This is a genomic window from Alkalisalibacterium limincola, from assembly GCF_008017755.1.
In the GTDB taxonomy this organism is placed as follows: domain Bacteria; phylum Pseudomonadota; class Gammaproteobacteria; order Xanthomonadales; family Xanthomonadaceae; genus Alkalisalibacterium; species Alkalisalibacterium limincola.
The window spans coordinates 110,981-134,675 of sequence record NZ_VRTS01000003.1 but is presented as its reverse complement, the minus strand read 5'-3'; the positions used below and the strand labels follow the sequence as shown (position 1 = coordinate 134,675).

Sequence of the window (23,695 nt, the reverse complement as noted above, 5' to 3'; positions counted from 1 at the left end):
TCCGAAATCGTCAGTGATCAGGCGGCGTCGGACTTGTCGTCGTCGCTGCTGTCGTCGTCCTTGTCGGACGCGGTGTCGTTGCTGCTGCCCTCGTCGTCACGACGACGGCGCTCGCCACGCTCCGGACGGTCGGACTTCTCGTCCTTGCTCTTCATGATGTGCGACGGCTCGGTGTCGGCCTCTTCGCGCTTGACGACCATGTGGCGCAGCACCGCGTCGTTGAAGCGGAACGCCTCGACCAGCTCGTTGAGCGCAGTCTGGCTGCACTCGATGTTCATCATGACGTAGTGGGCCTTGACCAGGTTGTTGATCGGGTAGGCCAACTGGCGGCGGCCCCAATCCTCCAGGCGGTGGATCGTGCCACCGTTCTCGCCCTCGATGGTCGCCTTGTAGCGCTCGACCATGGCGTTGACCTGCTCGCTCTGGTCCGGATGGACCAGGAACACGACTTCGTAGTGACGCATTGTTGACTCCTTGCGGATGACGCCGGCCTGCTGGCCGGTCGGGTCAGCTCCCCGTCGCCCGGAACGGACGCGGTGGAGCAAGGGACTCCCACTCGGGGGAGCCCGCCATTGTCTCAGCAGTGCAGGCCGCGCGCAACTGCGCGGCCGGTACGCCGGTGGCCGCCGCTCAGGCCGCCTGCTCGTCCGTCGTGAAGCTCTCGCCACAGCCGCACTCGGCAGCCGCACGCGGGTTCTCGAAGGTGAACACGTGGTTGATGCCCTGGCGCTGGAAGTCGATGCGGGTGCCATCCACCAGCGCGAGGCTTTGCGCGTCGACGAAAATGCGTACGCCCTGGTCCTCGAACACGGCGTCGTCTGCGGCCCGTGCCGTGGCCAGCTCGGTCACGTAGCCCCAGCCGGAGCAGCCGGTGCGCTTGACGCCGAACCTCAGGCCCAGGCCCTCCGGGCGCTCGGCGACGAAGTGCTTGACGCGTTCGGCGGCAGCGGTGCTCAGCGTGATGGCCATGGCAGTCCTCTGGAATCGGGTGGATCGCAACGCCTCCATGATACCGCCGATGCGCGTGAAGACGCTGAATCCCGACCAGCGTATCCGTTATGCTACGGCGCTTGACGGCCCTGGCAGCGGCCAGCCGGCCCAACACCTCTGGAGATACAAGGCATGACGGTGGTCAGCGTCGAGCAGGCACTGTCCGGGGACCTGTCCCCGGGCACGCAGGTCACGATCCGCGGCTGGGTGCGCACCCGGCGCGATTCCAAGGCCGGGCTGAGCTTCATCAACCTCACCGACGGCTCGTGCTTCGACCCGATCCAGGTGGTGGCGGCAAACACCCTGCCCAACTACGCCGAGGCGGTGCAGCACCTGGGCTCGGGCTGCGCGATCATCGCCAGGGGCACGCTGGTGGCCAGCCAGGGCAAGGGCCAGAGCCTGGAACTGCAGGCCGAGCAGATCGAGGTGGCCGGCTGGGTCGACGACCCGGAAACCTACCCGATCCAGCCCAAGCCGCATTCGCTGGAGTTCCTGCGCGAGGTCGCGCACCTGCGGCCGCGCACGAACCTGTTCGGCGCGGTCACCCGCATCCGCCACTGCCTGGCGCAGGCGGTGCACCGCTTCTTCGACGAGAACGGCTACTATTGGATCAACACCCCGATCGTCACCACGTCCGACGCCGAGGGCGCCGGCCAGCTGTTCCGCGTCTCGACGCTGGACCTGGCCAACGTGCCCCGGACCGAAGCCGGCGACGTCGACTTCAAGCGCGACTTCTTCGGCAAGGAAGCGTTCCTGACCGTATCCGGCCAGCTCAACGTCGAGGCCTACTGCCTGGCGATGAGCAAGGTCTACACCTTCGGGCCGACCTTCCGCGCCGAGAATTCCAACACCGCACGCCACCTGGCGGAGTTCTGGATGATCGAGCCGGAAGTGGCCTTTGCCGACCTCGACGACATCGCCCAACTGTCCGAGGACTTCCTCAAGTACCTGTTCCGCGCCGTGCTGAACGAGCGCATGGATGACTTGAAGTTTATTTCCGAACGTGTTGAAAAGAATGCAATTTCACGCCTCGAGGATTTCGTCTCGATGCCGTTCGAGCGGATCGACTACGGCGATGCGATCGAGATCCTGCGCAACTCCGGGGTGAAGTTCGAGTTCCCGGTGGAATGGGGCCTGGACCTGCAGACCGAGCACGAGCGCTGGCTGACCGAGACCCACGTCGGCCGCCCGGTGGTGGTGATGAACTACCCCGAGCAGATCAAGGCCTTCTACATGCGCCTCAACGACGACGGCAAGACGGTCGCGGCGATGGACGTGCTGGCCCCGGGCATCGGCGAGATCATCGGCGGGGCCCAGCGCGAGGAGCGCCTGGACTTCCTCGACCGGCGCATGGCCCAGTTCGGCATCGAGACCGAGCACTACCAGTGGTACCGCGACCTGCGCCGCTACGGCACCGTGCCCCACGCCGGCTTCGGCCTCGGCTTCGAGCGCCTGGTGTGCTACGTGGCCGGGCTCAACAACATCCGTGACGCGATCCCCTACCCGCGCACGCCCGGCCACGCGACGTTCTGATGGGCGGCTTGCTGTTCCTGCTCAGTTCGCTGGCGCTGGCCATCTCCGGCCTGTCGGGCTACGCGATCTTCGGGCCGCTGAGCTACCGGCACATGCAGGACCGGCGCACCGCGGTGGGTGACTCCGCCTTCGACTGGGTGTTCCTGCGCTGGGTGCTGACGGCCCGCTACCGCTACCACGCCGACCCGATCCTGCCGAAGCTGGCGATGCCGGCACGCTGGCTGCTGGCCACCTGCCTGCTGGGCACGCTGGGCGTGCTGGCCTGGCTGGTGGCCCAGTTCTGACCTGACTGATGGAAACCCCATGGGCGAAACGACGATGATCCAGTGGTGGCTCTACGTGATCGGCGACACGCTGATGTGGGCGCGTCTGCGCGAGCTCGATGCCGGCACCGCCGACGTGCTCGACTGCGATGGCCGGACGCTGGTGTACGAGAACATCGACACCGCGCGCGCGGCGCTGCTGGACGCCGACTACCGCTCCTTCGACGGGCTCGACGAGGCCGACGCCGAAGCCTGGGGCCTGTCGCTGGAGGCGCTCGACCCGCCCGAGGCCAAGGACGACGACGCACTCGCCCCGAAGATGGTGCAGGCGTTGCCGAGGCGCTGAGCCCCGGATTGCGGCACACTTTCCCATCCCTGCGGCCCCGACGCCGCGAACGAACCGGGAGTGAGCGATGGACCTGGATCTGACCGGCCGCCATGCCCTCGTGTGCGGCGCCTCCGAAGGCATCGGCGCGGCGGCTGCCCACGAGCTGGCGCTGCTGGGTGCGGAAGTCACCGTGCTGGCGCGGCGTGGCGACGTGCTGGCCGAGGTCAGCGATGCCCTGCCCCGCCCCTCGAACCAGCGCCATCGCCACCTCGCCGTGGACATGGACGACACCGCGGGCCTGGCCCAGGCGGTCGCCGCGCTGGTACGCGAGCATCCCGTCCACATCCTGGTGAACAACACCGCCGGCCCACCGGGCGGCCCGGCGGCGGATGCCGACGACGACGCCTACCTGGGCACGTTCCGCCGCCACCTCATCGGGGGACAGACGATGCTGCGCCTGGTGCTGCCGGCGATGAAGGAGGCGGGCTTCGGCCGCCTGGTCAACGTCATTTCGACCTCGGTCAAGGAACCCATCCCCAACCTCGGCGTCTCCAACACCGTGCGCGGCGCCGTGGCGGCCTGGGCGAAGACGCTGGCCAGCGAGCTGGCGCCGCATGGCATCACCGTGAACAACGTGCTGCCGGGCTTCACCGACACCGGGCGCCTGTCGAGCCTGATCAAGGCCAACGCGGCCAAGAGCGGCACATCCGAACAGGACGTGGCCGCCGGCATGCTTTCCACGGTACCCGCCGGCCGCTTTGCCCGGGCCGGTGAAACGGCAGCCGCCATCGCCTTCCTGTGCTCCCCGGCCGCGGCTTTCATCAATGGCGTGAACCTGCCTGTCGACGGCGGACGCACGCGTTCACTCTAGAGGGGGTGTGTCGTGGAAGAGTTCGATCAGCGCTGGGGTGAGCGCGTGCCCTTCGCCGCGCACGTCCTGATCAGCCACGGCGAGCGTGCCTGGCTGGCACAGATCCAGGACATGTCGGAGGGCGGCTGCGGCATCTTCCGACCGCCCGGCTTCGACCTGCAGGTCGCCGAAATCGTCACCCTGTACTTCCATGGCTCGCCCGGACCGCCCACGTGGCGGGCGCCCGCGTGGCCCGCACCGAGGACGGCAGCGTCGGTTTCGAGTACCACGAACCGCAGACCGTGCCCCCCGGTGGCGTGGTCATGGTCGACGTCGACATCGCGCTCTACCTCTGAACCAGCCCTTCCCGACCTGTCCGTACGTGGCTGCGTACGGGTAAGCTTCACGCATGCCCACGCACCTTTCGCACCTGATCGGCGGACACCAGCGGCCCGCGGGTTCCGGTGGCTGGCTCGAGGTCGAGGACCCGGCCACCGCCAGCGTCCATGCCCTGTGCCCCGACGGCACCGCCGCCGACGTCGAGGCGTCGGTGGACGCCGCCCGGCACGCGTTCCCGACCTGGTCGGCACTTCCCGGCTCGTGGCGTGCGGGCTGGCTCAACCGCCTCGCCGACGCGATCGAGGCGCGTACCGAGGACTTCGTCCAGGCCGAGTCGCTGGACACCGGCAAGCCCCTGAAGCTGGTCCGCGAGATCGAGATCCCCCGGGCGATCGCCAACCTGCGCTTCTTCGCCGCCTCGGCGATGCAGTTCGGCAGCGAAAGCCACCACGGCGAGGCCGGCCTGAACTACACGCTGCGGCAACCGCTCGGCGTCGTCGGCTGCATCAGCCCATGGAACCTGCCGCTCTACCTGTTCACCTGGAAGATCGCCCCGGCGCTGGCTGCCGGCAACTGCGTCGTGGCGAAGCCCTCGGAAGTCACGCCGTTGAGTGCCTGGATGCTCGGAGAGACCAGCCGCGAGATCGGCCTGCCGCCCGGTGTGCTCAACATCGTCCATGGCCGCGGCCCGGAGCTGGGCCCTGCACTGGTCGGCCACCCGGACGTGCACGCGATCAGCTTCACCGGTTCCACCGCCGTGGGCCGCGACATCGCAGCGCGCGCCGCGCCGATGTTCCGCAAGGTGTCACTGGAACTGGGCGGCAAGAACCCCGCCATCGTCTTCGAGGACGCGCCCCGCGCACGCGTGATCGACACGCTGCTGCGCGCGGCGTTCCAGAACAGCGGGCAGATCTGCCTGTGCGCCTCCCGCATCCTCGTGCAGCGTGGCTATTACGAAGCGTTCCGCGACCAGTTCGTGGCCGCGGCGCAACGCCTCGTGGTGGGTGACCCGCGTGAAGCCGGCACCACGACCGGCCCGCTGGTGTCGAAGGCCCACTTCGAAAAGGTCGCCGGATACCTGGACCTGGCACGCGCCGAGGGCGGCACGATCCTGTGTGGCGGCAACGCGGTGTCGCTCCCCGGCCGCTGCGCCGGGGGTCGCTTCATCGCCCCGACCGTCATCGAGGGCCTGGGCCCGGACGCGCGCACCAATACCGAGGAAATCTTCGGCCCGGTCGTCACGCTGCAGCCCTTCGACGACGAGGCCGATGCGCTGCGCCTGGCCAACGCCGGCGACTACGGCCTGGCGGCCAGCATCTGGACCGGCGACGTGGCCCGCGCACATCGCGTCGCACGCGACGTGCGCGCGGGCATCGTCTGGGTGAACACCTGGATGCTTCGCGACCTGCGAACGCCCTTCGGCGGCATGGGCCAGTCCGGCCTCGGCCGCGAAGGGGGGGTGGAGGCGATGCGCTTCTTCACCGAGCCCCGCAATATCTGTCTTTCACTGGAGTGAGTCTTGACCGCAATTGACGACCTGCTGACGCGCAACCGCGATTGGGCCGAGAGGGTCCAGCACGAGGACCCCGGGTTCTTCGAGCGGCTGTCCGAGGAACAGAACCCGAAATACCTGTGGATCGGCTGTTCCGACTCGCGCGTGCCCGCCAACCAGGTGACTGGACTGCAGCCGGGCGAGGTTTTCGTCCATCGCAACATCGCCAACGTGGTCGTCCACACCGACCTCAACTGCCTGAGCACGATCCAGTTCGCCGTCGACGTGCTCAAGGTCGAGCACATCATCGTCTGTGGCCACTACGGCTGTTCCGGCGTGCATGCCGCGATGTCCGATACCCGGGTGGGCCTGGCCGACCACTGGCTGCGGCACGTGGCCGACGTCGCCGACAAGCACGCGACCTGCTGGCAGGCGTTGATTCGGAGTCGCTGCGCCACGCGCGCCTGTGCGAACTCAACACGATCGAGCAGGCGTACACGGTGTGCCGCTCGACCATCGTCAGGGACGCGTGGGACCGCGGCCAGCCGCTGTCGGTGCACGCGTGGATCTACGCGCTGTTCGACGGTCGCATCCGCAGGCTGGGCTTGGGCACGGGCGAACCGTCCTCGCTGGCGGCAAACTACGCGCGCGCCGTGGAAAGCGTACGCAGCGGCCGTCGTGTCCCGGGATCGGAGAAACTCGAAGCATGAGCAATGACGATGGCATCCAGGCCGACCAGGCGCCCCGCCCGGTTGGCAGCTACCCCCACGCCCGCCGCGTCGGCGGCCTGCTGCTGCTGTCGGGCCTGGGCCCACGCGATCCGCAGTCCAATGCCGTCCCGGGCAACGTCTACGACGACAACGGCCTGCTCGACGACTACGACATCGTCGCCCAGACCCACTCGGTGTTCGCCAACGTGCGCCGCGTGCTGGAGGCGGCGGGCGCGCAATGGGAGGACCTGGTGGACGTGACCGTCTACCTGACCGACATGGAGCGCGACTTCGCGGCCTACAACGAGGTGTGGAAGGAGTATTTCCCCGACCCGGCGAGCGCGCCCTGCCGCACCACGCTGGGCATCACCGCCCTACCCACACCGATCGCGATCGAACTCAAATGCACAGCTGCGGCCCGGTAGACGACTGATGGAACTGCTCCTCACCAACCTTTCCTCGCCGGTGGTGCTGGCGTTCGCGCTGGGCCTCATTGCCCGGGCGGTACGCAGCGACCTGGAGATCCCGCCCCAGATCCAGGCCTACCTGTCGATCTTCCTGCTGCTGGCCATCGGCCTCAAGGGTGGCGTCGCGCTGCGCGGCCAGGCGCCGGGCGAACTGCTGTTGCTGCTGTCGATCACGATCGCCGCCGGCGTGGTGACGACCTTCACCACCTACTTCATCGCCCGCCGGATCCTGCGCGATGGCCGCACGAATGCCGCGGCGATGGCCGCCCACTACGGCTCGGTATCGGCGGTGACGTTCATCGCGGCCAACCAGTTCGTCGAGCGCGCCGGTGCCCCGGCCGAGGGTGTACTGGTCGCCCTGGTGGTGGCGCTGGAAGTGCCTGCCCTGCTGCTGGCCTTGTGGCTGGCACACCGGGGCAGCAACGGCCCGGTCGACCCGGCAGCGCGCCACCACACGCTGCGCGAGGTCTTCACCGGCAAATCGGTGATCCTGCTGGTCGGCGGCCTCGCCATCGGTGTGATCGCCGGCCCCGGCGGTATCAAATCCGTGGATGCGATGTACTTCGCGCTGTTCCAGGGCGTGCTGATGCTGTTCATGCTCGACATGGGCATCCTGGCCGCCGGACGCTTGGCGGCGCTGCGCAGCGGCTGGCTCAAGCTGACGCTCTTCGCGACCACGCTGCCGCTGCTGCACGGTGCCGGTGGCGTGCTGCTGGGGCACATGGTCGGGTTGTCGGCGTCCGGCGCCACGGTGCTTGGTGCCATGGTGTCGAGCGCGTCCTACATCGCCGCACCGGCCACGGTGCGCACCGGCCTGCCGGAGGCCGACACCGGACGCTGCATCACCGCCGCACTGGGCATCACCTTCCCGTTCAACCTGGCCATCGGCATCCCGCTGTATGCATGGATGGCCCTGTGGCTGGCACGATAGGGGCGTCCACCCGCACGACGGAGCAACCGCCATGCTGAGCCCACCGATCAACTTCCAGCGCTGGATCGACGAGCACCGCGACCTGCTCAAGCCGCCCGTGGGCAACAAGTGCGTCTATGACGGCGACTTCATCGTCATGGTGGTCGGCGGACCCAACCAGCGCACCGACTACCACTACGAGGAAGGCCCGGAGTTCTTCTACCAGCTCGAAGGCGAGATGGTGCTGAAGGTGCAGGAGGATGGCGTGGCCCGCGACATCCCGATCCGCGCCGGCGAGGTGTTCTACCTGCCACCGAAGGTGCCGCACTCACCACAACGCGCGGCGGACTCGGTCGGCCTGGTCATCGAACGCCGGCGGCAGCCGGGCGAACTCGATGGCCTGATGTGGTTCTGCGAACAATGCAACCACCTCGTGTACGAGGAGTTCTTCGAGCTCCGGGACATCGAGAACGACTTCCCGCCGGTGTTCGATCGCTTCTATGGCTCGCGCGAGAACCGCACCTGCGCGCAGTGCGGGCACGTCAACCCGGCTCCGGCCCGCTACGACGCCTGAGGGGCACCACCGGCGTCGACACGTTTCACGCGCAGGCGGTGGAACGCCGCCACGTCCGGCAACCCGATGCCGGTGGGCTTGCCGGCCACGTACAGCGTGACGTGCGCCATGGCTTCGGGCAGCTCGACGCCGCATGCCCTCCCCAGTGCGGCCCGGAACGCGGCGAATCCAGGGGCGTCCACCATCGTGATGAGCGCGTGCGCCGTCCGTCCCGAAGGCAGGTCCTTGCGCAGCAGCCATCGCTCGCCCGTGGCCTGCATGGACCAGTCCTGGGCCAGGAAGGCGGCGCGCACCACCGCTTCGGCGCAGGCGCGGCGCACCTGGGCAGCGGCCTTGCGATCGAGCAGCGTCAGGTGGGCCTCGGACTTGCGTCCCAGCACCACGCCATCCACCTCGAGCAAGGGTGGCAGCGACTCAAGCCACGACCCGGGAAGCGGCAGGACCAGGGTGCCTCGTGCGCCATAGCCCGGCCACGGCGGACTGGCGCGGCCGGTGGTGGCGATCGATCGCGGCATGCCGACATGATGCCGTGCATGGCCGGCCCGTGCACGGGCGGCCCGGGTGGGCTTTGGTCTACACTCCCAGCCCATGCTGAAAATCGACACACACGCCCATTACCTGCCCCGCACCTGGCCCGATCTGGCGGCCAAGTACGGCGATACCCGCTTTCCGGTCATCCACCACGGCGACGACGGCCGTGCGCGGATCTACAAGGACGGCAAGTTCTTCCGCGAGATCTGGCCCAAGACCTGGGATCCGGAGGAGCGCATCGCCGACTACGCGCGCTTCGGCGTCCAGGTGCAGGTGATCTCGACGGTGCCGGTGATGTTCAACTACCGCGCCAAGGGCCACCATGCGCTGGAGCTGCACAAGGCGCTAAACGACCACATGGCGGAAACCTGCCGCAACCACCGCCGGCACTACGCCGGCATCGGCACGGTGCCGCTGCAGTCGCCGCAGCTGGCGGTGCAGGAACTGGAACGCTGCATCGACCAGCTCGACCTGCAGGGCGTTCAGATCGGCTCGCACATCAACGAGTGGAACCTCGACGCCCCGGAGCTGACCCCGTTCTTCGAGGCCGCCGAGGCGCTGGGCGCCGCGATCCTGGTCCACCCGTGGGACATGATGGGCGCCGAGACGATGCCCAAGTACTGGCTGCCGTGGCTGGTGGGCATGCCCGCCGAGCAGTCGCGCGCGGCCTGCAGCCTGATCTTCGGTGGCGTGCTTGAACGCTTCCCGAAGCTGCGGGTGTGCCTGGCCCATGGCGGCGGCAGCTTCCCCTACACGATCGGCCGCATCGAGCACGGCTTCCGCATGCGCCCGGACCTCGTCGCCACCGACAATCCGCGCAACCCGCGCGAGTACTTCGGCCGGCTGTACTTCGACTCCTGCGTGCACGACGACGCCGCGCTGCGCTACCTCATCGACGTGGCCGGCGTGGACACGGTCATGCTCGGCACCGACTACCCGTTCCCGCTGGGCGAGCAGGAGCCAGGCGCCGGCATCAGCGCGCTGGGACTCGAGGACACCGCCCAGGCCCGCCTTTTCCACGGCACGGCACTGGAATGGCTGGGCCTGCCTGCATCACGTTTTACTTGAATAAAACACGACAAGCACTTGATTAATGACTGATATTTTCTCAGAGCACCATGCCCTGGCGCAGGATGCGGCCGATCCGCTGCGCCGTTTCCGCAGCGAATTCCTGATTCCCCCGCACGGGGATGGCGAGCTGACCTACTTCGTCGGCAACTCCCTGGGACTTCAGCCGCGGGGCGCGGCCGCAGCGGTACAGGCGGCGATGGACGACTGGGCCCGGCTGGGCGTGGAGGGCCATTTCCGTGGCGACCCGCCCTGGATGCACTACCACGAGCATCTGCGCGACGGTCTGGCCGAGGTGCTCGGGGCGGAGCCGATCGAAGTCACCGCGATGAACACGCTGTCGGTGAACCTGCACCTGCTGATGGTCAGCTTCTACCGCCCGACCCCGGAGCGCCCCGCCATCCTCATCGAGGCCGGCGCCTTTCCCTCCGACCGCCACGTGGCCGAGTCGCAGGTGCTCCACCACGGATTCGACCCCGCCACCGACCTGATCGAGCTGCAGGGCGATGAACCCGGCGGCACGGTCTCGATGGAGGCGATCGAGCGCTGCCTGGCCGAGCACGGCCATCGCATCGCGCTGGTGCTGTGGCCGGGCGTGCAGTACCGCACCGGCCAGGCCTTCGACATCGCCGAGATCACCCGGCTGGCCAGGGCCCGGGGCTGCGCGGTGGGTTTCGACCTCGCCCATGCCGCCGGCAACCTGCACCTGCAGATGCACGACTCCGGCGCCGACTTCGCCGCCTGGTGCAACTACAAGTACATGAACGGCAGTCCCGGGGCGGTGGCCGGCGCCTTCGTGCACGCACGCCACGCCGAGGCCGGCCTGCCCCGGTTCGCCGGCTGGTGGGGGCACGACAAGCACACCCGCTTCCAGATGGGCCCGGAGTTCGTACCCAGCCCCGGTGCCGACGGCTGGCAGTTGTCGAACCCGCCGATCCTCGGCATGGCACCGTTGCGCGCCTCGCTGGCGCTGTTCCAGGCCGCCGGGATGCCGGCCCTGCGGCGCAAGTCCGAGCAGCTCACCGGCTACCTGCACGCGCTGGTCGGCGAACACCTCGCCGACACGCTGGAGATCCTCACGCCCCCGGATCCGGCCCGGCGCGGGGCCCAGCTCAGCCTGCGCGTGCGTGCCGGCCGCGAGGCCGGTCGTGCGCTGTTCGAGCACCTGTCCGCCAACGGCGTGCTGGGCGACTGGCGCGAGCCCGACGTGATCCGGATTTCGCCCGCCCCCTTGTACAACCGCTTCATCGACGTGCTGCGTTTCGTCACCTGCGTACAGGCCTGGCGCGACACGCGCGGCTGAACCGACCGAACCAAGGACCCGAGCCGATGAGCCTGAAACCGCGTCGCATCACCATCGCCGGTGCCGGGCTTGCCGGCGCGCTGCTGGCCACCCTGCTGGCCGCCGCGGCTGGGACGTGGAGGTTCTTGAGCGGCGCCCGGACCCACGGCGCAAGGGCTACGAGGGCGGCCGCTCGATCAACCTGGCCCTCGCCTCGCGCGGCGTGGCCGCCTGCGCCGTGCCGGGCTGGAGCCCGCCGTCATGGAGCAGGCCGTGATGATGCGCGGGCGCATGGTTCATTTCGCCAGCGGGGAAACCCAGCTGCAGCGTTATGGCCGCGATGACAGCGAGGTGATCTGGTCGGTCCACCGCGGCCGGCTCAACATCGTCATGCTCGATGCCGCGGAAGCCGCCGGCGCGAGGATCCATTTCAACCGGCGCATCGATGGCGTGGACTTCGAGCGCCGCACGCTGGAGCTGGTCGACGACCACGCGCGCAGCCGGTTCTGCGAACCCTTCGAGTTGCTGGTCGGGGCCGATGGTGCCGGATCGGCGGTGCGCCGGGCGATGGACGCGGTGGCCCCTCTGGGCGAGCGCATCGAGCCGCTGGGCCACGACTACAAGGAGCTGGAGATCCCGCCGGGCAGCGACGGCAGCTTCATGCTGGAAGCCAACGCGCTGCACATCTGGCCGCGCGGCGGCTACATGAGCATCGCGCTGCCGAACACAGAGCGCAGCTTCACCGTCACGCTGTTCCTGCCCACCCATCCGCCGGAGGGCGAGCCGGCCCCCGACAGTGGCCCGGTCGCCAGCTTCCAGACCATCCCGACGGTCGCCGATGCCCGCGCCCTGTTCGATCGCGACTTCCCCGACCTGCTGCCGCTGCTGCCGGATTTCGACCGCGATTTCGTCGACAACCCGACCAGCGGCCTGTCGACGCTTTACCTGGACCGCTGGTGCCACGGTGATGTCGCGGTACTGCTGGGCGATGCCGCCCACGCGATGGTGCCCTTCCATGGCCAGGGCATGAACTGTGCGTTCGAGGACTGCGTGAGCTTGGCCGACAAGCTGTGCGACGACGGCCTGTGCGACACCGGCGAGGCGCTGGCCGCCTTCGAGGCCGAACGGCGACCCAACGCCGAGGCGATCCAGCGCATGGCGCTGGAGAACTACGTCGAGATGCGCGACCGCGTCGACGACGCCGACTTCCTGCTGCAGCGGGCGCTGGAGCGCGTGCTGGCCGACCGCCACCCCGGCGTGTTCGTGCCGCGCTACGCGATGGTCAGCTTCACGCTGGTCCCGTACGCCACGGCCTTCGCGCGCGGCCAGGTGCAGCGCGGGATCCTGGTCGAACTGACCCGTGGCGTCGAGCGGCTCGAAGACGTGGACCTGGACCGCGCCGACGCCCTGGTGGCCGAGCGACTGGTGCCGCTGGACGCGGCGTGATGGCCAGCTTCCTCTGGTACGACCTGGAGACCTTCGGCACCGACCCGCGCCGCACCCGCATCGCCCAGTTCGCCGCGATCCGCACCGACACCGAGCTGCGGCCGGTGGGCGGGCCGGTCGAGTTCTTCTGCCGCCCCGCCGACGATCTGCTGCCCTCGCCGGGCGCCACGCTGGTCACCGGCATCACCCCGCAGATGGCCACGCAACGGGGTCTTCCCGAAGCCGAATTCATCGCCCGCGTGCACGAGGAGCTCGCCCAGCCCGGCACCTGCGCGGTGGGCTACAACTCGCTGCGCTTCGACGACGAGTTCATCCGCCACGGCCTGTTCCGCAATTTCCACGATCCCTACGAGCGCGAGTGGCGCAATGGCAACTCGCGCTGGGACCTGCTCGACCTGATGCGTCTGTTCCACGCGCTGCGTCCGGAAGGCATCGTCTGGCCGAAGCGCGAGGATGGCTTCACTTCGTTCAGGCTCGAGCACCTCAGTGCCGCCAATGGCATCGAGCATGCCCGCGCCCACGACGCGCTGGCCGATGTCGAGGCGCTCATCGCGCTGGCCCGCGTCGCGCGCGCTGCCCAGCCGCGGCTGTGGGACTACGCGCTGACGCTGCGCGACAAGCGCGCCGCGGGCAAGCACGTGGATGTCGCGAACCAGGTGCCCCTGCTGCACGTGTCCGGCCGCTACCCGGCCAGCCGCCACTGCGCCGCGCTGGTGCTGCCGATCACTCGCCATCCGCAGATCGACAGCCGGGTCATCGCCTACGACCTCGACACCGATCCGGCCGACCTGCTCAACGAAGGTGCCGGCAGGATCGCCGACCGCCTCTACACCCCGGCCGCCGACCTGCCCGAGGGCGTGGCACGCGTGCCGCTCAAGGAGATCCACCTCAACAAGGTGCCGGCGCTGGTGCCCTTGAACTACCTGCGCGAACCGGACTTCCAGCGCCTGGGCATCGACATCGAACGCTGCCTGGCCCATGCCGAGCAGATCCGCCGCAGCGACGGCGTGGCGGAGAAGGTGCGCCGGGTGTTCGACCGGCCTCAACGCGACCCGGCCGATGATGTGGACGCCTCGCTGTACGACGGGTTCCTGCCGGACGCCGACCGCCGGCTGTTCCCGCGCATCCGGGCAACCCCGCCGGACCGGCTGGGCACCGAGTCGTTCCCCTTCGCCGACGCGCGGCTGGTGGAACTGCTGTTCCGCTATCGGGCGCGCAACTGGCCCGACACGCTGTCCGCGGCGGAGCGGGGTCGATGGGACGACTATCGTCGCCTGCGGCTGGAATCCGACCGCGGCTGGTCGGAACTCGACTTCACGGCCTATTTCGAAACGATAGGCACACTGCGGGTCGAGCATGCCGGCGACGCGCGCGTGACCGGCCTGCTCGACGCCCTTGAAGCTTGGGGGCGCCAGATCCAGGCCTCGCTTCGAGACTGACCTCCCCCGCACTGCGAGTACCGATGACGCCTGCCATCTTCCGCGCGATCTTCACGGGCATTGCCGCGACCTTCCTCGGCCTGGCGGCGATCAACCTTAACCTGGTGGGCCTGCTTGCCGCCTCGCGCGGCACGGCCCTGGTCGGCCTGGCGGCAGCCGCCTTCGGCATCATCGGCGACCGGATTTCCCGCCAGGGTGCAACCACCAGCCCGACACCCCGGGCGATGCGCCTGGTGCTGGCCGGCGCCGTCGTGTGCCTGTTCGCCCTCGTGCAGTCGCTGCTGGTCTCCTCGCACCCGACCCTCGATCCATGAGCACCTACTTCACGCCGAAGACCTTTCGCTTCCTTCGCGCGCTGGCGCGCCACAACGAGCGCGAATGGTTCCAGGAGCACAAGGCCGATTACGAGGCCCACCTGCGCGAACCCTTCCTGCGCCTGATCGGCGACCTGCAGGGGCCGATCGCCGAGATCAGCCCGCACTACATCGCCAACCCGCGCAAGATGGGCGGCTCGCTGTTCCGCATCCACCGCGACGTGCGCTTCTCCAACAACAAGGCGCCCTACAAGACCTGGAGTGGCGCGCGCTGCTACCACGAGCGCGCCCGGCAGGTGCATTGCCCCAGCTTCTACATCCACATCGAGCCGGGCAACAACTTCATCGGTGGCGGCCTGTGGCACCCGGAGACCGCCACCCAGCGACGCATCCGCGACTTCATCGTCGACAACCCGGACGCATGGACGCGGGCCACGCAAAGCCACGGCTTCCGTGAGCGCTTCAACTGGGGCGGCGACAGCCTGGTCCGAACGCCCCAGGGCTACCCGGCCGACCATCCGCTGATCGAGGATCTCAAGCGCAAGGACTTCGTCATGTCCCTGCACCTGGACGATGCCGACGTGGTCGGCCCGGCCCTGCTGGAGACCATCGCCGCCAGCTTCAAGGACGTCGCACCGCTGGTCGACTACCTCTGCGCAGCGCTCGACCTGGAGTTCTGAGCGTCCCGCAGGCGCGCGACATTGCGGCACCGCAGCAGCTGCAACGCAACATGACTCCCCCGTATGGTTCCTATACGGTCGGGTACGGACTGGCCACGGGAGGGTGGCCGATCCGTCGTTCGGCACGCGGCAACGCAGGAAGCGACCACGCCGCGGCCGTCACACTCGGGGAGGGGAGAAATGTTCAGACTGCTTGCCGGCATCCTGCTGGCCGCCTGCGCCGTCACGGCCCAGGCCAATACCGGTGTCGCCTTCGTGCATGGCACCAGCAATCAAACCAACGCACTCGACGACTACTGGACCCGTGGCTTCGTCAACTCGGTCCGCCAGGGGCTGCCGAACCAGAACAACTACGTGGTGGTGAACTGCGCGTTCGACCAGTACATGTGGGACCCCAATGCCGCCGGCTGCCTGTCCGGCGTGCTGCACAACTTCATCACCACCCGCGGCATCACCGACCTGGTGGTCATCACCCACTCCAACGGCGGCAACGTGATGCGCTGGATCATGTCGAATCCGACCTGGGACAGCCGCTACCCGCTCATCATCCAGCGCACCCGCTGGGTCAATGCGCTGCGCCCTCCTCCGGCGGCACGCCGCTGGCCGACGCGGTCATGAACGGAAACGTGTTCGAGGCGGCGCTGGGCTGGCTGCTGGGCTACCAGAACGACGCGGTGCGCCAGCAGCAGGTGTCGTGGATGGCCAGCTACAACGCCAACTGGCTGTATGGGACGTCGGGCCGTCCGGCGCTGCCCAAGGGCTTCTGGAACGTGGTCGGCACCGACGTGGTCTCGGCGGTGTGGAACAGCGACGCCTATTGCGGCGGCTACTTCCAGAGCGTCGGTCTGGAGATCACCCAATGGTGGCTCAACAGCTGCTCCGACGGCTTCCTCAACTGCACCAGCCAGCGGGCGGCGGGTTCCACCTGGTTCACCGACACGCAGGCCTTCGGAAAGCGCCTCAACCACAACCAGAGCCGCCGCCAGTGCTTCGGCCTGGATGTCGTGCTGCGAAACGACCTGTGAGGAAACCGACGATGACCATCATGTTCCGATTCCATCGCCCGGCCCTCGCCATTGCGCTGGCCCTGGCCCTTCCCTTCGCCCACGCATCGGAGGCCGGCACGCTGCCGGTCGCTTCTGGCACCGACCTGGTGCCGGCGACCCTGTCCGCGGCGCCGCCGCCGGCCTTCGCCCTGGAGCGCGAGCCGGTCCAGTTCGCCTGGCGCCTCAATCCCGGCCAGGCCATCGAGGCCCCGCAGCCCTTCGTGCAGGAAAGCCGCGAATACTGGACCAATGTCGAGGCCGCCGAGCTCCAGCGCGGACTGCGCATCGACACCACCGCACCCGGTGCGGTGATCCGCATCAGCCCGGCGCTGGGTGCACGGCCGACGCCGCTGGCGATCGACGACTTCCAGCTGCAGGTCGCGGCCGCGAACTGCCCGCGAAGCAGGCGTTCGAGGTGGCCGCCGACCACGCGGCGCTGCAGGCGGCCGGGACCGATTTCCCCAGTGGCACCATCGCGTTCCGGCTGCGTCCTGAACTTGGGGACGGTGCGGTGCAACTTCGCAACGCAAACGCCAGTGGCCGCTACCTGGTGCACGTGTTCGAGCCGGAAAGCCCGGTGCGGATGCTGCTCACCAGTGGCCGCGACCTGGCGCTCAACGGTGGACAGCTGGAGATCAGTGGCCGCCTGTTCGAGGGCGATCGTCCGCTGCAGGCCCGGCGCCTGGGCGGGCTTCTGACCTCTCCGGACGGGCGGAGCTTCGACCTGGAGTTCAGCAGCAACGCCGACGGCGAACTGCTGGCCCGCGTCGACCTGCCCGAAGCGGCTTCGGCCGTGCCCGGCTTGTGGGAAGTTCACGCGTTCGCCGTCCACGAGGGTCGCGGGCGACGCTGATGCGTGATGCAAAGACCGCGGTGTCGGTCGTCGCGCCGACCGGCCGGCTGGCCGGCGACTACCGCGTCGACCGCAGCGATGGACTGCGCTTCGACTTCGACGTCGAAACGGCGACCGAGGGCCGCTACGAGGTGCGTGCGGTGCTGTTCGGCACCGATGGCAGTGGCCAGTTGCGACCGATGGCGAATGCCCACTCGGCGGCCTGGCTGGACCAGGGGGGCGGCACGATCGGGCTGCACTTCCCGGCAGACGTCATGGGCAGCAGCTTCCGGGCCCCGTTCGAGCTGCGCGAACTCGCCCTGTCCGACCAGGGCCGGATCGCCCGGCTGGAGCACCGCGCGAACGGGCCGCGGCTCGAGGCTCCGCAACGGCGCATGCCCCGGCGCTGAGCCGGGACGCCCGAGCGCGGAACACCGGCGCGCACCCGGCAGGGTGCGCCGTCCTCGTCTGGAAAGGCCGCTCCACGCGCCGCACCGGCATAATGCCCCGATGCCGCCGCACCAGTACTGGCGCTTCGCCGGTTTCTACCTCCTCTACTACGCTGCCCTGGGGGCCTACAGCCCCTACGTGTCGCGGTGGCTGGACGGGATCGGCCATGGCAGCTATGCCATCGGCATCCTGGTCGGGCTGATGTGGGCCACGCGCGTAGCGGGGCCACTTGGCTGGGGGTTGCTCAATGCGCACAGCCCGCGTCCCGGGCGCTGGTTGTTCGCCGGCAGCCTGATGAGTGCCCTGGGGTTCGCACTGCTCGTCCCGGCCACGGGGTTCTTCGCGCTGTTCTTCGCGCTGTTGGTGTTCGGCCTGTTCTACAACGCGGTGATGCCGCAGTTCGAAGCGATGACGCTGCATGCGCTGGGGCCCCGGCAGGCGCATTACGGGCGGCTGCGCGCCTGGGGCTCGATCGGCTTCATCCTCACCGTCCTGGTGTTCGGCTGGGCCCTGGACCGTTGGGGCGATGCGCGCTTCCCGCTGCTGGTGCTGCCGCTGCTGGTGCTGATGGCAGCGGTGGCGTGGACCCACCGCCAGGCACCGGCGGCACCCATGGTGCGGGGCGGACCCGGACTTCGCGGCCTGCTGCGCCAGCCCGGCGTGCGCCGCTTCCTGCTGGTGGCCAGCCTCATGCAGCTGGGGTTCGGCGCGTACTACGTGTTCTTTACCCTGTACATGCTGCGCAGTGGCCACAGCGGCCTCGTGGTGGGCAGCCTGTGGGCGGTGGGCGTGCTGGCCGAGGTGGTCGTGTTCTGGTACATGCCGCGCCTGATGCAGCGGCTCGGCGCGGTACGGCTGTTCGGCCTGTGCCTGGCCCTGACCGTGGTGCGCTGGCTGCTGATCGCACTGTTCCCCACCCAGCTGGCCGTGCTGTTCCCGGTACAGCTGCTGCACGCCTTCAGCTTCGGTGCCTTCCATTCGGCCTCGATGCGAATGCTGGCGGAGTTCTTCCCCGGACGCAGCCTCGGGGCCGGACAAAGCGTCTGTACTCACTGGGCTCGGGCGCGGGCGGGCTGTCGGCGCATTGCTGGCCGCCGCCGCCTGGGATGTCGGTGGTGGACGCCTGACCTTCCTGGGGGCGGCCGGCGTGACCGCGCTGGCCTGGTTCATCCATCGCCGCGGGCGCTTGGCCCGCGCGGCCGCATCGGGTGCTGCAAGGCTGTCCTGAGCGCTACAGCCTGAGCCCCGCCCTGCCCCGCCCGGTCAACGTGGCGTCCGGCTCGCCGGATCCGGGGTCCAGGGACGTACCGGCCTCGATCACCTGCGGAGACAGAAGGATCGTGGCCTGGTGGCGGATCGCGAGCGCCAGCCCGTCCGAGGGCCGCGCATCCACCCAGACCGGTTGGCGGCGGTCGCGAAGCCGCAGCTCGATCGCAGCGAGGTAGGCGCCCTCGCGCATCTCGTCCACGACCAGCCGCTCGACGCGGGCACCGGATGCATCCAGCAAGCCCAGGCTGAGCTCGTGGGTCAGTGGCCGCGGCGGCTTGATGTCCTCGCGCGCCCGGGCGATCGCCTCGGCCTCGGCGAGTCCCACGAAGATCGCCACTGGATCCGCCTCGCCCTCCACGCGCAGCAGGACGACGGCCAGGGGCTGTCCCGGGAGCGCGCCGACACCGACCACTTCAGCCTCCACCAGGCTGTCGACCGGGACGGCGAGATCGCGACCCATCGCCTCGGGCGAGCGCAACAGGGCCACGCTGATGACCATCAGCCCCAGCATCGCGAGCAGGGCCAACAACGGACGGCGAAGGATGGACATGGCCGACTCCCGGGTGTGGATCGCCCGTCCAGCATACGCCGCGACTTGCAAAAAACATGTGTGCATCGCGGGGCCTGGACGGACAATTCACTTGCCCTTCGCGGCCAGGACGGGCCAACTTGTGCCCATGGATACCCTGCCCCCCTTCCTCGAACACGTCGGCAACACGCCCCTGATCCACCTGCGCGAGGCTTCCGCACGCACCGGATGCACGATCCTGGGCAAGGCCGAATTCATGAATCCGGGCGGCTCGGTAAAGGACCGCGCGGCGAAATACCTCCTGCTCGATGCACTCAAGCGGGGCCTGGTCGAGCCCGGTGGCACCGTGGTCGAGGGCACCGCCGGCAACACCGGCATCGGCCTGACGCTGGCGGGCAACGCGCTGGGCCTGAAGACGATCATCCTGATGCCGGAAACCCAGTCGGCCGAGAAGCAGTCGGCCCTGCGCGGCATGGGCGCCGAGCTGCGCACCGTGCCGGCAGTGCCCTATGCAAACCCGGAAAACTACGTCCACCAGGCCCGGCGCCTGGCCGAATCGATGGCGGATGGCGCGGCCCATGGCGTCGTGTATCCCAACCAGTGGGACAACCCGGCCAACCGCGAAGGCCATCTGGCCAGCACCGGCCCGGAGATCTGGGAGCAGACCGGGGCCCGCGTGGACGGTTTCATCTGTGCCGTGGGCACCGGGGGCACGCTGGCCGGCGTCTCGGAGTACCTGAAGTCCAGGAACCCGGGCATCGTCACCGCCGCGGCCGACCCGGAGGGCGCGGGCATCCACGACTGGATCAAGTTCGGCGAGATCCGCAGCTCGGGCAGCTCGATCACCGAGGGCATCGGCCAGAACCGGGTCACCGGCAACCTGGAGGGCGCCCTCATCGACGATGCGTTCCGGATCCCCGACAGCGAACTGGTACCCGTGCTGTGGGAACTGATCGGCCGCGAAGGCCTCTACGTGGGTGCGTCCAGCGCGATCAACGTCGCCGGCGCGATCCGCCTGGCCGAACAACTGGGGCCCGGGCACACCATCGTCACCGTGTTGTGCGACTCCGCCAGCCGCTACGAGTCGCGACTGTTCAACCGTGGGTTCATGGAATCGAAGGGGCTGCCGATGCCGCCCTGGTTCGATTGAGGCTCACCAGTCGGTCCGCTCGGGCAGCAACCCGTGCAGTTCGGCATCGGTCAGGTTGCGCCACTGCCCGGGCTTGAGCGCGCCCAGCTTGACGTTGACGATGCGCACGCGTCGCAACTGGGTCACGCGATAGCCGAACGCGGCAGCCATCAACCGGATCTGCCGGTTCAGGCCCTGGGTCAGCACGATGCGGAAGCCGAACTTGGCCAGGCGGCCGGTGCGGCAGGGCTTCGTCGTCTGGTTGTGGATGCGGACCCCACGCGCCATGCCGGTGAGGAACTCGGGCGTCACCGCCTTGTTCACCGCCACCAGGTACTCCTTTTCCTTCGAGTTCTCCGCGCGCAGGATCTCGTTGACGATGTCGCCGTTGCTGGTCAGCAGGATCAGGCCCTCCGAATCCTTGTCCAGCCGCCCGATCGGGAACACCCGTTGCTCGTGCCCGACGAAGTCGACGATGTTGCCCTTGACCGAGGAGTCGGTGGTGCAGGTGATGCCGACGGGTTTGTTCAGCGCGATGTAGACGTGCCGGCGGCCACTGCTGCGCCGCGGCCGCGCCTTGAGCGCCTGGCCGTCGACCGTCACCTCGTCGTCGTCGCCCAGGCGCACGCCGATGCCGGCCACCTCGCCGTTCACGCACACGCGCCCGTCGGCGATCAGCTGGTCGGCCTCGCGCCGCGAACAGTGGCCACTCTCGCTGATGTACTTGTTGAGCCTCATGCGCAACCCCGGCTGCCGACGGTATCCGGCGGGTGTGCATGCTGGCACAGTCGCCGGCCACTGTCATGGCGCGGTGCTGGAAAGACGCGGGCGCGTGCACCACACTGCATCCCTCGACACCACGGCCCGCCCATGCCCCGACTCTCCCACATCATCGTGTTGCTGGTGCTGCTGTCCCTTGCGGTCCACGGGCCGGTGGCGGCCCGCCAGCCTGCCAGCCAGCCGCCAGTCGCCGACACGCCCGCACAGGCCGCGGAGGAATCCGACGAAGCCGCGGCGATCGCCAACCCCGAAGAGGTGGCGGCGCTGCGCGAAAGCGACCGGGCGCTGCGTGAGCGCCTGGCGGCGCGGCTGGCCGTGATCCCGGGCCTGGAGAAGACCCGGGTGGAAGTGACCGGTGGCCTGGTGCGCCTCCGCGGCGAGGCAGCCGACGACGCCCGCAGGCAACTGGCCGGGACCATCGCCGAACAGGCCGAAGGCGTGCTGCAGGTCGACAACCAGCTGTCGATCGACACCACGGTGGCCGTGCGCACCGCACCGGTCTTCGAACACGCGCGCGAAACGCTGTCCCGGCTGGTCTCCGCCATCCCGCTGTTCGTGCTGGCGCTGCTGATCGTATGGGGCAGCGCGCTGCTGGGCCGCTGGCTGTCCACGCACCTGAGGCTGTTGCGCCGCCCCCACGGCAACCCGTTCGTGGACCGTCTCTCGCGCCAGGCCGTGCAGCTGGTGGTGGTGCTGGTCGGCGTCGTCATCGCGCTCGACCTGCTCAATGCCACGGCGCTCGTCGGCGCACTGCTGGGCACGGCCGGCATCATCGGCATCGCCGTGGGTTTCGCCTTCAGGGACGTCGCGGAGAACTACATCGCCGGCATCCTGCTGAGCCTGCGCCAGCCCTTCGCACCGCACGACCACGTGCTCATCGATGGCCACGAGGGCAAGGTGGCGGCACTGACCTCGCGCGCCACGATCCTGATCACGCTGGACGGCAACCACCTGCGCGTGCCCAACGCCCAGGTCTTCAAGGGCGTCATGCTCAACTACTCGCGCAATCCGACACGGCGCCTGAGCTTCGACCTCTCGGTAGGCAACGACGCCTCGATCTCGCGCGCGCAACAGGTCGCCCGGGAGTGCCTGGGCGGCATCGACGGCCTGCTCGAGGAGCCCGCGCCGGCGGTATCCGTGCTCGGCCTGTCCGACTCCACCACCCAGCTCAGGCTGAGCGCCTGGGTGGACCAGCGCGAGACCAGCTTCGGGCGGGCGCGCAGCGAAGCGATCCGGCTGGTGCGGCGCGCCTTCATCGAGCACGGCCTGGGCGTGCCCGACACCCGCTACCGTGTCGACCTCGGCGGCAGCGACGCGGTGCCGGATCCGGACAGCACGCCCACGCCGGCACAGCTCCCCGCGCCTGCACTGGAGCCGGAAGACACCACCGTCGCAGACCTCAGTCCCGAGCGGCACATCGACCGCCAGGTCGACGAGGAGCGCACGGGCATGATCGACGGCGACCTGCTCGACCCCAACGCCCGGCGCGAATAGTCGCGGCCCATCAAGGACGGATCCATGGATGCACTCAGGTTCCTGCAGCTCGACGTGTTCTGCGACCAGCCCGGTGGCGGCAATCCGCTGGGCGTGGTCTTCGGTGCGCACCACTGGAGTGCGCAGGCGATGCAACGCTTCGCCACGTGGACCAACCTGGTCGAGACCACGTTCGTCCTGCCGCCTTCGCTCGACGGCGCCAGCTACCGGCTGCGCATCTTCACGCCCCACCGGGAGATCGCCTTCGCCGGCCATCCCAGTGTCGGTAGCGCCTGCGCGGTCCTGCACGAGGGCGTGGCCGAGGCCCGCGATGGCCTGCTGCACCAGCAATGCGACGCCGGCGTGTTGCCATTGCGGGTGTCGGGGACGGGTCGCGAGGTCGTGCTGGCCGTGCAGGCGCCGGCGGCCCAGGTGCTGCGCACCGGCCTGGACGCCGATCCGGGCCTCGCCGGCCTTCTCGACGGCATCCGCCTGGGCCCGCTTCCTCCGGCCTTCGTCGAGGGCGGGCGCCGCTGGTGGCTGGCCGAATTCGCAGACGAGCACGCGTTGCGAGGCTGGCACCCCGACCACGCCGCGATCGCTGCCCTGGCCCATGCCAGCGACAGCCTGGGCCTGTGCGTGTTTGCACGAAGCGACGACCCTGCCTTCGGACTGGTGGTACGCGCATTCCCGGCAGGCGTGGGAATTGTCGAAGACCCGGCGTCGGGCGCCGCCAACGGGCTCATCGGGGCCTACCTCGCACAGGCCGAACCCGAGGGCCCCCTGGCGTCGGGCTATCACGTCAGCCAGGGCCGCGAGATCGGTCGCGACGCGCGCATGAGCGTGGACATCGACGGGGACGGCACCATCTGGGTCGGTGGACGTTCCCATGTCGTGGTCAGCGGGACGCTGGACTGGCCATCCGCAGTGGATGCGTAGTTCCAGGCCCCCTGGAACTTGACGCAGACCGC

The 23,695-nt window shown here is 69.1% G+C and carries 25 protein-coding genes and 5 pseudogenes; 25 read left to right on the top strand and 5 right to left on the bottom strand.

Annotated features, from left to right (window positions below):
* Positions 1-17: 17 nt before the first annotated feature.
* Together rpsF and FU658_RS05745 are read right to left on the bottom strand one after the other, a co-directional pair.
* Positions 18-464, bottom strand: coding sequence for a 30S ribosomal protein S6 (gene rpsF / locus FU658_RS05750; protein WP_147891211.1), 447 nt, complete (start codon positions 462-464; stop codon positions 18-20).
* A gap of 166 nt (positions 465-630) precedes the next feature.
* Positions 631-969, bottom strand: a complete 339-nt coding sequence (locus FU658_RS05745) for a HesB/IscA family protein (RefSeq protein ID WP_147891210.1) — start codon at positions 967-969, stop codon at positions 631-633.
* Between the two features lie 153 nt (positions 970-1,122).
* On the opposite strand from FU658_RS05745, the gene asnS reads away from it, so the two are divergent.
* The 11 genes and pseudogenes from asnS to FU658_RS05695 all read left to right on the top strand — a co-directional run bounded on the left by asnS (position 1,123) and on the right by FU658_RS05695 (position 8,456).
* Positions 1,123-2,523 (top strand): asparagine--tRNA ligase, encoded by a 1,401-nt coding sequence (gene asnS, locus FU658_RS05740; protein WP_147891209.1) that lies wholly within the window; start codon positions 1,123-1,125, stop codon positions 2,521-2,523.
* Positions 2,523-2,807, top strand: coding sequence for a hypothetical protein (locus tag FU658_RS05735; protein ID WP_147891208.1), 285 nt, complete (start codon positions 2,523-2,525; stop codon positions 2,805-2,807). Before asnS ends, FU658_RS05735 begins: the two co-directional genes overlap by 1 nt.
* A 19-nt stretch (positions 2,808-2,826) precedes the next feature.
* Entirely contained in the window at positions 2,827-3,132 is a 306-nt protein-coding gene (locus tag FU658_RS05730; RefSeq protein ID WP_147891207.1) for a hypothetical protein, read from the top strand.
* A 67-nt stretch (positions 3,133-3,199) separates the two neighbouring features.
* Positions 3,200-3,985 carry an SDR family oxidoreductase gene (locus FU658_RS05725; RefSeq protein WP_147891206.1) on the top strand — a complete coding sequence of 262 codons (786 nt, stop codon included), beginning with the start codon at positions 3,200-3,202 and terminating at the stop codon, positions 3,983-3,985.
* 12 nt (positions 3,986-3,997) lie between these two features.
* Positions 3,998-4,126, top strand: a pseudogene (locus FU658_RS15965) (PilZ domain-containing protein); the annotation flags it as partial.
* Between the two features lie 71 nt (positions 4,127-4,197).
* Positions 4,198-4,320, top strand: a complete 123-nt coding sequence (locus tag FU658_RS15135) for a hypothetical protein (protein ID WP_255505443.1) — start codon at positions 4,198-4,200, stop codon at positions 4,318-4,320.
* 53 nt (positions 4,321-4,373) lie between these two features.
* A complete protein-coding gene (locus FU658_RS05715; RefSeq protein ID WP_147891205.1) occupies positions 4,374-5,819 on the top strand; it encodes an aldehyde dehydrogenase in 1,446 nt (481 codons plus the stop codon).
* Positions 5,820-5,822: 3 nt separating this feature from the next.
* A pseudogene (can, locus tag FU658_RS05710) lies at positions 5,823-6,505 on the top strand (carbonate dehydratase).
* Positions 6,502-6,930 carry a RidA family protein gene (locus FU658_RS05705; protein WP_147891204.1) on the top strand — a complete coding sequence of 143 codons (429 nt, stop codon included), beginning with the start codon at positions 6,502-6,504 and terminating at the stop codon, positions 6,928-6,930. The pseudogene can and the gene FU658_RS05705 overlap by 4 nt, the downstream one beginning before the upstream one ends.
* Positions 6,931-6,937: 7 nt before the next feature.
* A complete protein-coding gene (locus tag FU658_RS05700; protein WP_147891203.1) occupies positions 6,938-7,903 on the top strand; it encodes a sodium-dependent bicarbonate transport family permease in 966 nt (321 codons plus the stop codon).
* A 31-nt stretch (positions 7,904-7,934) separates the two neighbouring features.
* Entirely contained in the window at positions 7,935-8,456 is a 522-nt protein-coding gene (locus FU658_RS05695) for a 3-hydroxyanthranilate 3,4-dioxygenase (protein WP_147891202.1), read from the top strand.
* Here FU658_RS05695 and FU658_RS05690 read toward each other — a convergent pair.
* Positions 8,444-8,971: a hypothetical protein gene (locus FU658_RS05690; RefSeq protein WP_147891201.1), complete on the bottom strand. Its 528-nt coding sequence runs from the start codon at positions 8,969-8,971 to the stop codon at positions 8,444-8,446. The genes FU658_RS05695 and FU658_RS05690 overlap by 13 nt on opposite strands.
* A gap of 73 nt (positions 8,972-9,044) precedes the next feature.
* Here FU658_RS05690 and FU658_RS05685 point away from each other — a divergent pair, with 73 nt between their 5' ends.
* From FU658_RS05685 to FU658_RS05640, 11 genes and pseudogenes are all read left to right on the top strand, one after another.
* Positions 9,045-10,055 carry an amidohydrolase family protein gene (locus FU658_RS05685; protein WP_147891200.1) on the top strand — a complete coding sequence of 337 codons (1,011 nt, stop codon included), beginning with the start codon at positions 9,045-9,047 and terminating at the stop codon, positions 10,053-10,055.
* Between the two features lie 25 nt (positions 10,056-10,080).
* Positions 10,081-11,358 carry a kynureninase gene (gene kynU / locus FU658_RS05680; protein ID WP_147891199.1) on the top strand — a complete coding sequence of 426 codons (1,278 nt, stop codon included), beginning with the start codon at positions 10,081-10,083 and terminating at the stop codon, positions 11,356-11,358.
* Positions 11,359-11,384: 26 nt separating this feature from the next.
* Positions 11,385-12,783: pseudogene (locus FU658_RS05675) on the top strand (FAD-dependent oxidoreductase).
* Positions 12,780-14,222 (top strand): exodeoxyribonuclease I, encoded by a 1,443-nt coding sequence (gene sbcB, locus FU658_RS05670; RefSeq protein ID WP_147891198.1) that lies wholly within the window; start codon positions 12,780-12,782, stop codon positions 14,220-14,222. The pseudogene FU658_RS05675 and the gene sbcB overlap by 4 nt, the downstream one beginning before the upstream one ends.
* Positions 14,223-14,245: 23 nt before the next feature.
* Entirely contained in the window at positions 14,246-14,536 is a 291-nt protein-coding gene (locus FU658_RS05665; protein ID WP_147891197.1) for a hypothetical protein, read from the top strand.
* Positions 14,533-15,216 (top strand): DUF2461 domain-containing protein, encoded by a 684-nt coding sequence (locus FU658_RS05660; RefSeq protein ID WP_147891196.1) that lies wholly within the window; start codon positions 14,533-14,535, stop codon positions 15,214-15,216. Before FU658_RS05665 ends, FU658_RS05660 begins: the two co-directional genes overlap by 4 nt.
* A gap of 180 nt (positions 15,217-15,396) precedes the next feature.
* Positions 15,397-16,241 (top strand): annotated as a pseudogene (locus FU658_RS15725) (hypothetical protein).
* Between the two features lie 11 nt (positions 16,242-16,252).
* A pseudogene (locus FU658_RS15960) lies at positions 16,253-16,627 on the top strand (DUF4785 domain-containing protein); the annotation flags it as partial.
* 26 nt (positions 16,628-16,653) lie between these two features.
* Positions 16,654-17,115: a DUF4785 domain-containing protein gene (locus FU658_RS15955; protein ID WP_425477592.1), complete on the top strand. Its 462-nt coding sequence runs from the start codon at positions 16,654-16,656 to the stop codon at positions 17,113-17,115.
* Positions 17,115-17,504, top strand: coding sequence for a DUF4785 family immunoglobulin-like domain-containing protein (locus tag FU658_RS05645; RefSeq protein WP_147891194.1), 390 nt, complete (start codon positions 17,115-17,117; stop codon positions 17,502-17,504). Before FU658_RS15955 ends, FU658_RS05645 begins: the two co-directional genes overlap by 1 nt.
* A 100-nt stretch (positions 17,505-17,604) precedes the next feature.
* A complete protein-coding gene (locus FU658_RS05640; protein WP_187265948.1) occupies positions 17,605-18,786 on the top strand; it encodes an MFS transporter in 1,182 nt (393 codons plus the stop codon).
* Here FU658_RS05640 and FU658_RS05635 read toward each other — a convergent pair.
* The gene (locus tag FU658_RS05635; protein ID WP_187265947.1) at positions 18,776-19,363 is read right to left on the bottom strand and encodes a bifunctional nuclease family protein; all 588 of its coding nucleotides are present in this window, start codon (positions 19,361-19,363) and stop codon (positions 18,776-18,778) included. The genes FU658_RS05640 and FU658_RS05635 overlap by 11 nt on opposite strands.
* 127 nt (positions 19,364-19,490) lie before the next feature.
* Here FU658_RS05635 and FU658_RS05630 point away from each other — a divergent pair, with 127 nt between their 5' ends.
* Complete coding sequence (locus FU658_RS05630) at positions 19,491-20,492, top strand: cysteine synthase A (protein WP_147891191.1); 1,002 nt, start codon at positions 19,491-19,493, stop codon at positions 20,490-20,492.
* A gap of 3 nt (positions 20,493-20,495) precedes the next feature.
* On the opposite strand, the gene FU658_RS05625 is transcribed toward FU658_RS05630, so the two are convergent.
* Entirely contained in the window at positions 20,496-21,215 is a 720-nt protein-coding gene (locus tag FU658_RS05625) for a pseudouridine synthase (RefSeq protein ID WP_147891190.1), read from the bottom strand.
* A gap of 126 nt (positions 21,216-21,341) precedes the next feature.
* Here FU658_RS05625 and FU658_RS05620 point away from each other — a divergent pair, with 126 nt between their 5' ends.
* Together FU658_RS05620 and FU658_RS05615 are read left to right on the top strand one after the other, a co-directional pair.
* Positions 21,342-22,745, top strand: coding sequence for a mechanosensitive ion channel family protein (locus tag FU658_RS05620; protein WP_147891189.1), 1,404 nt, complete (start codon positions 21,342-21,344; stop codon positions 22,743-22,745).
* Positions 22,746-22,769: 24 nt separating this feature from the next.
* The gene (locus tag FU658_RS05615; RefSeq protein ID WP_147891188.1) at positions 22,770-23,663 is read left to right on the top strand and encodes a PhzF family phenazine biosynthesis protein; all 894 of its coding nucleotides are present in this window, start codon (positions 22,770-22,772) and stop codon (positions 23,661-23,663) included.
* The last annotated feature ends 32 nt before the right edge of the window (positions 23,664-23,695 follow it).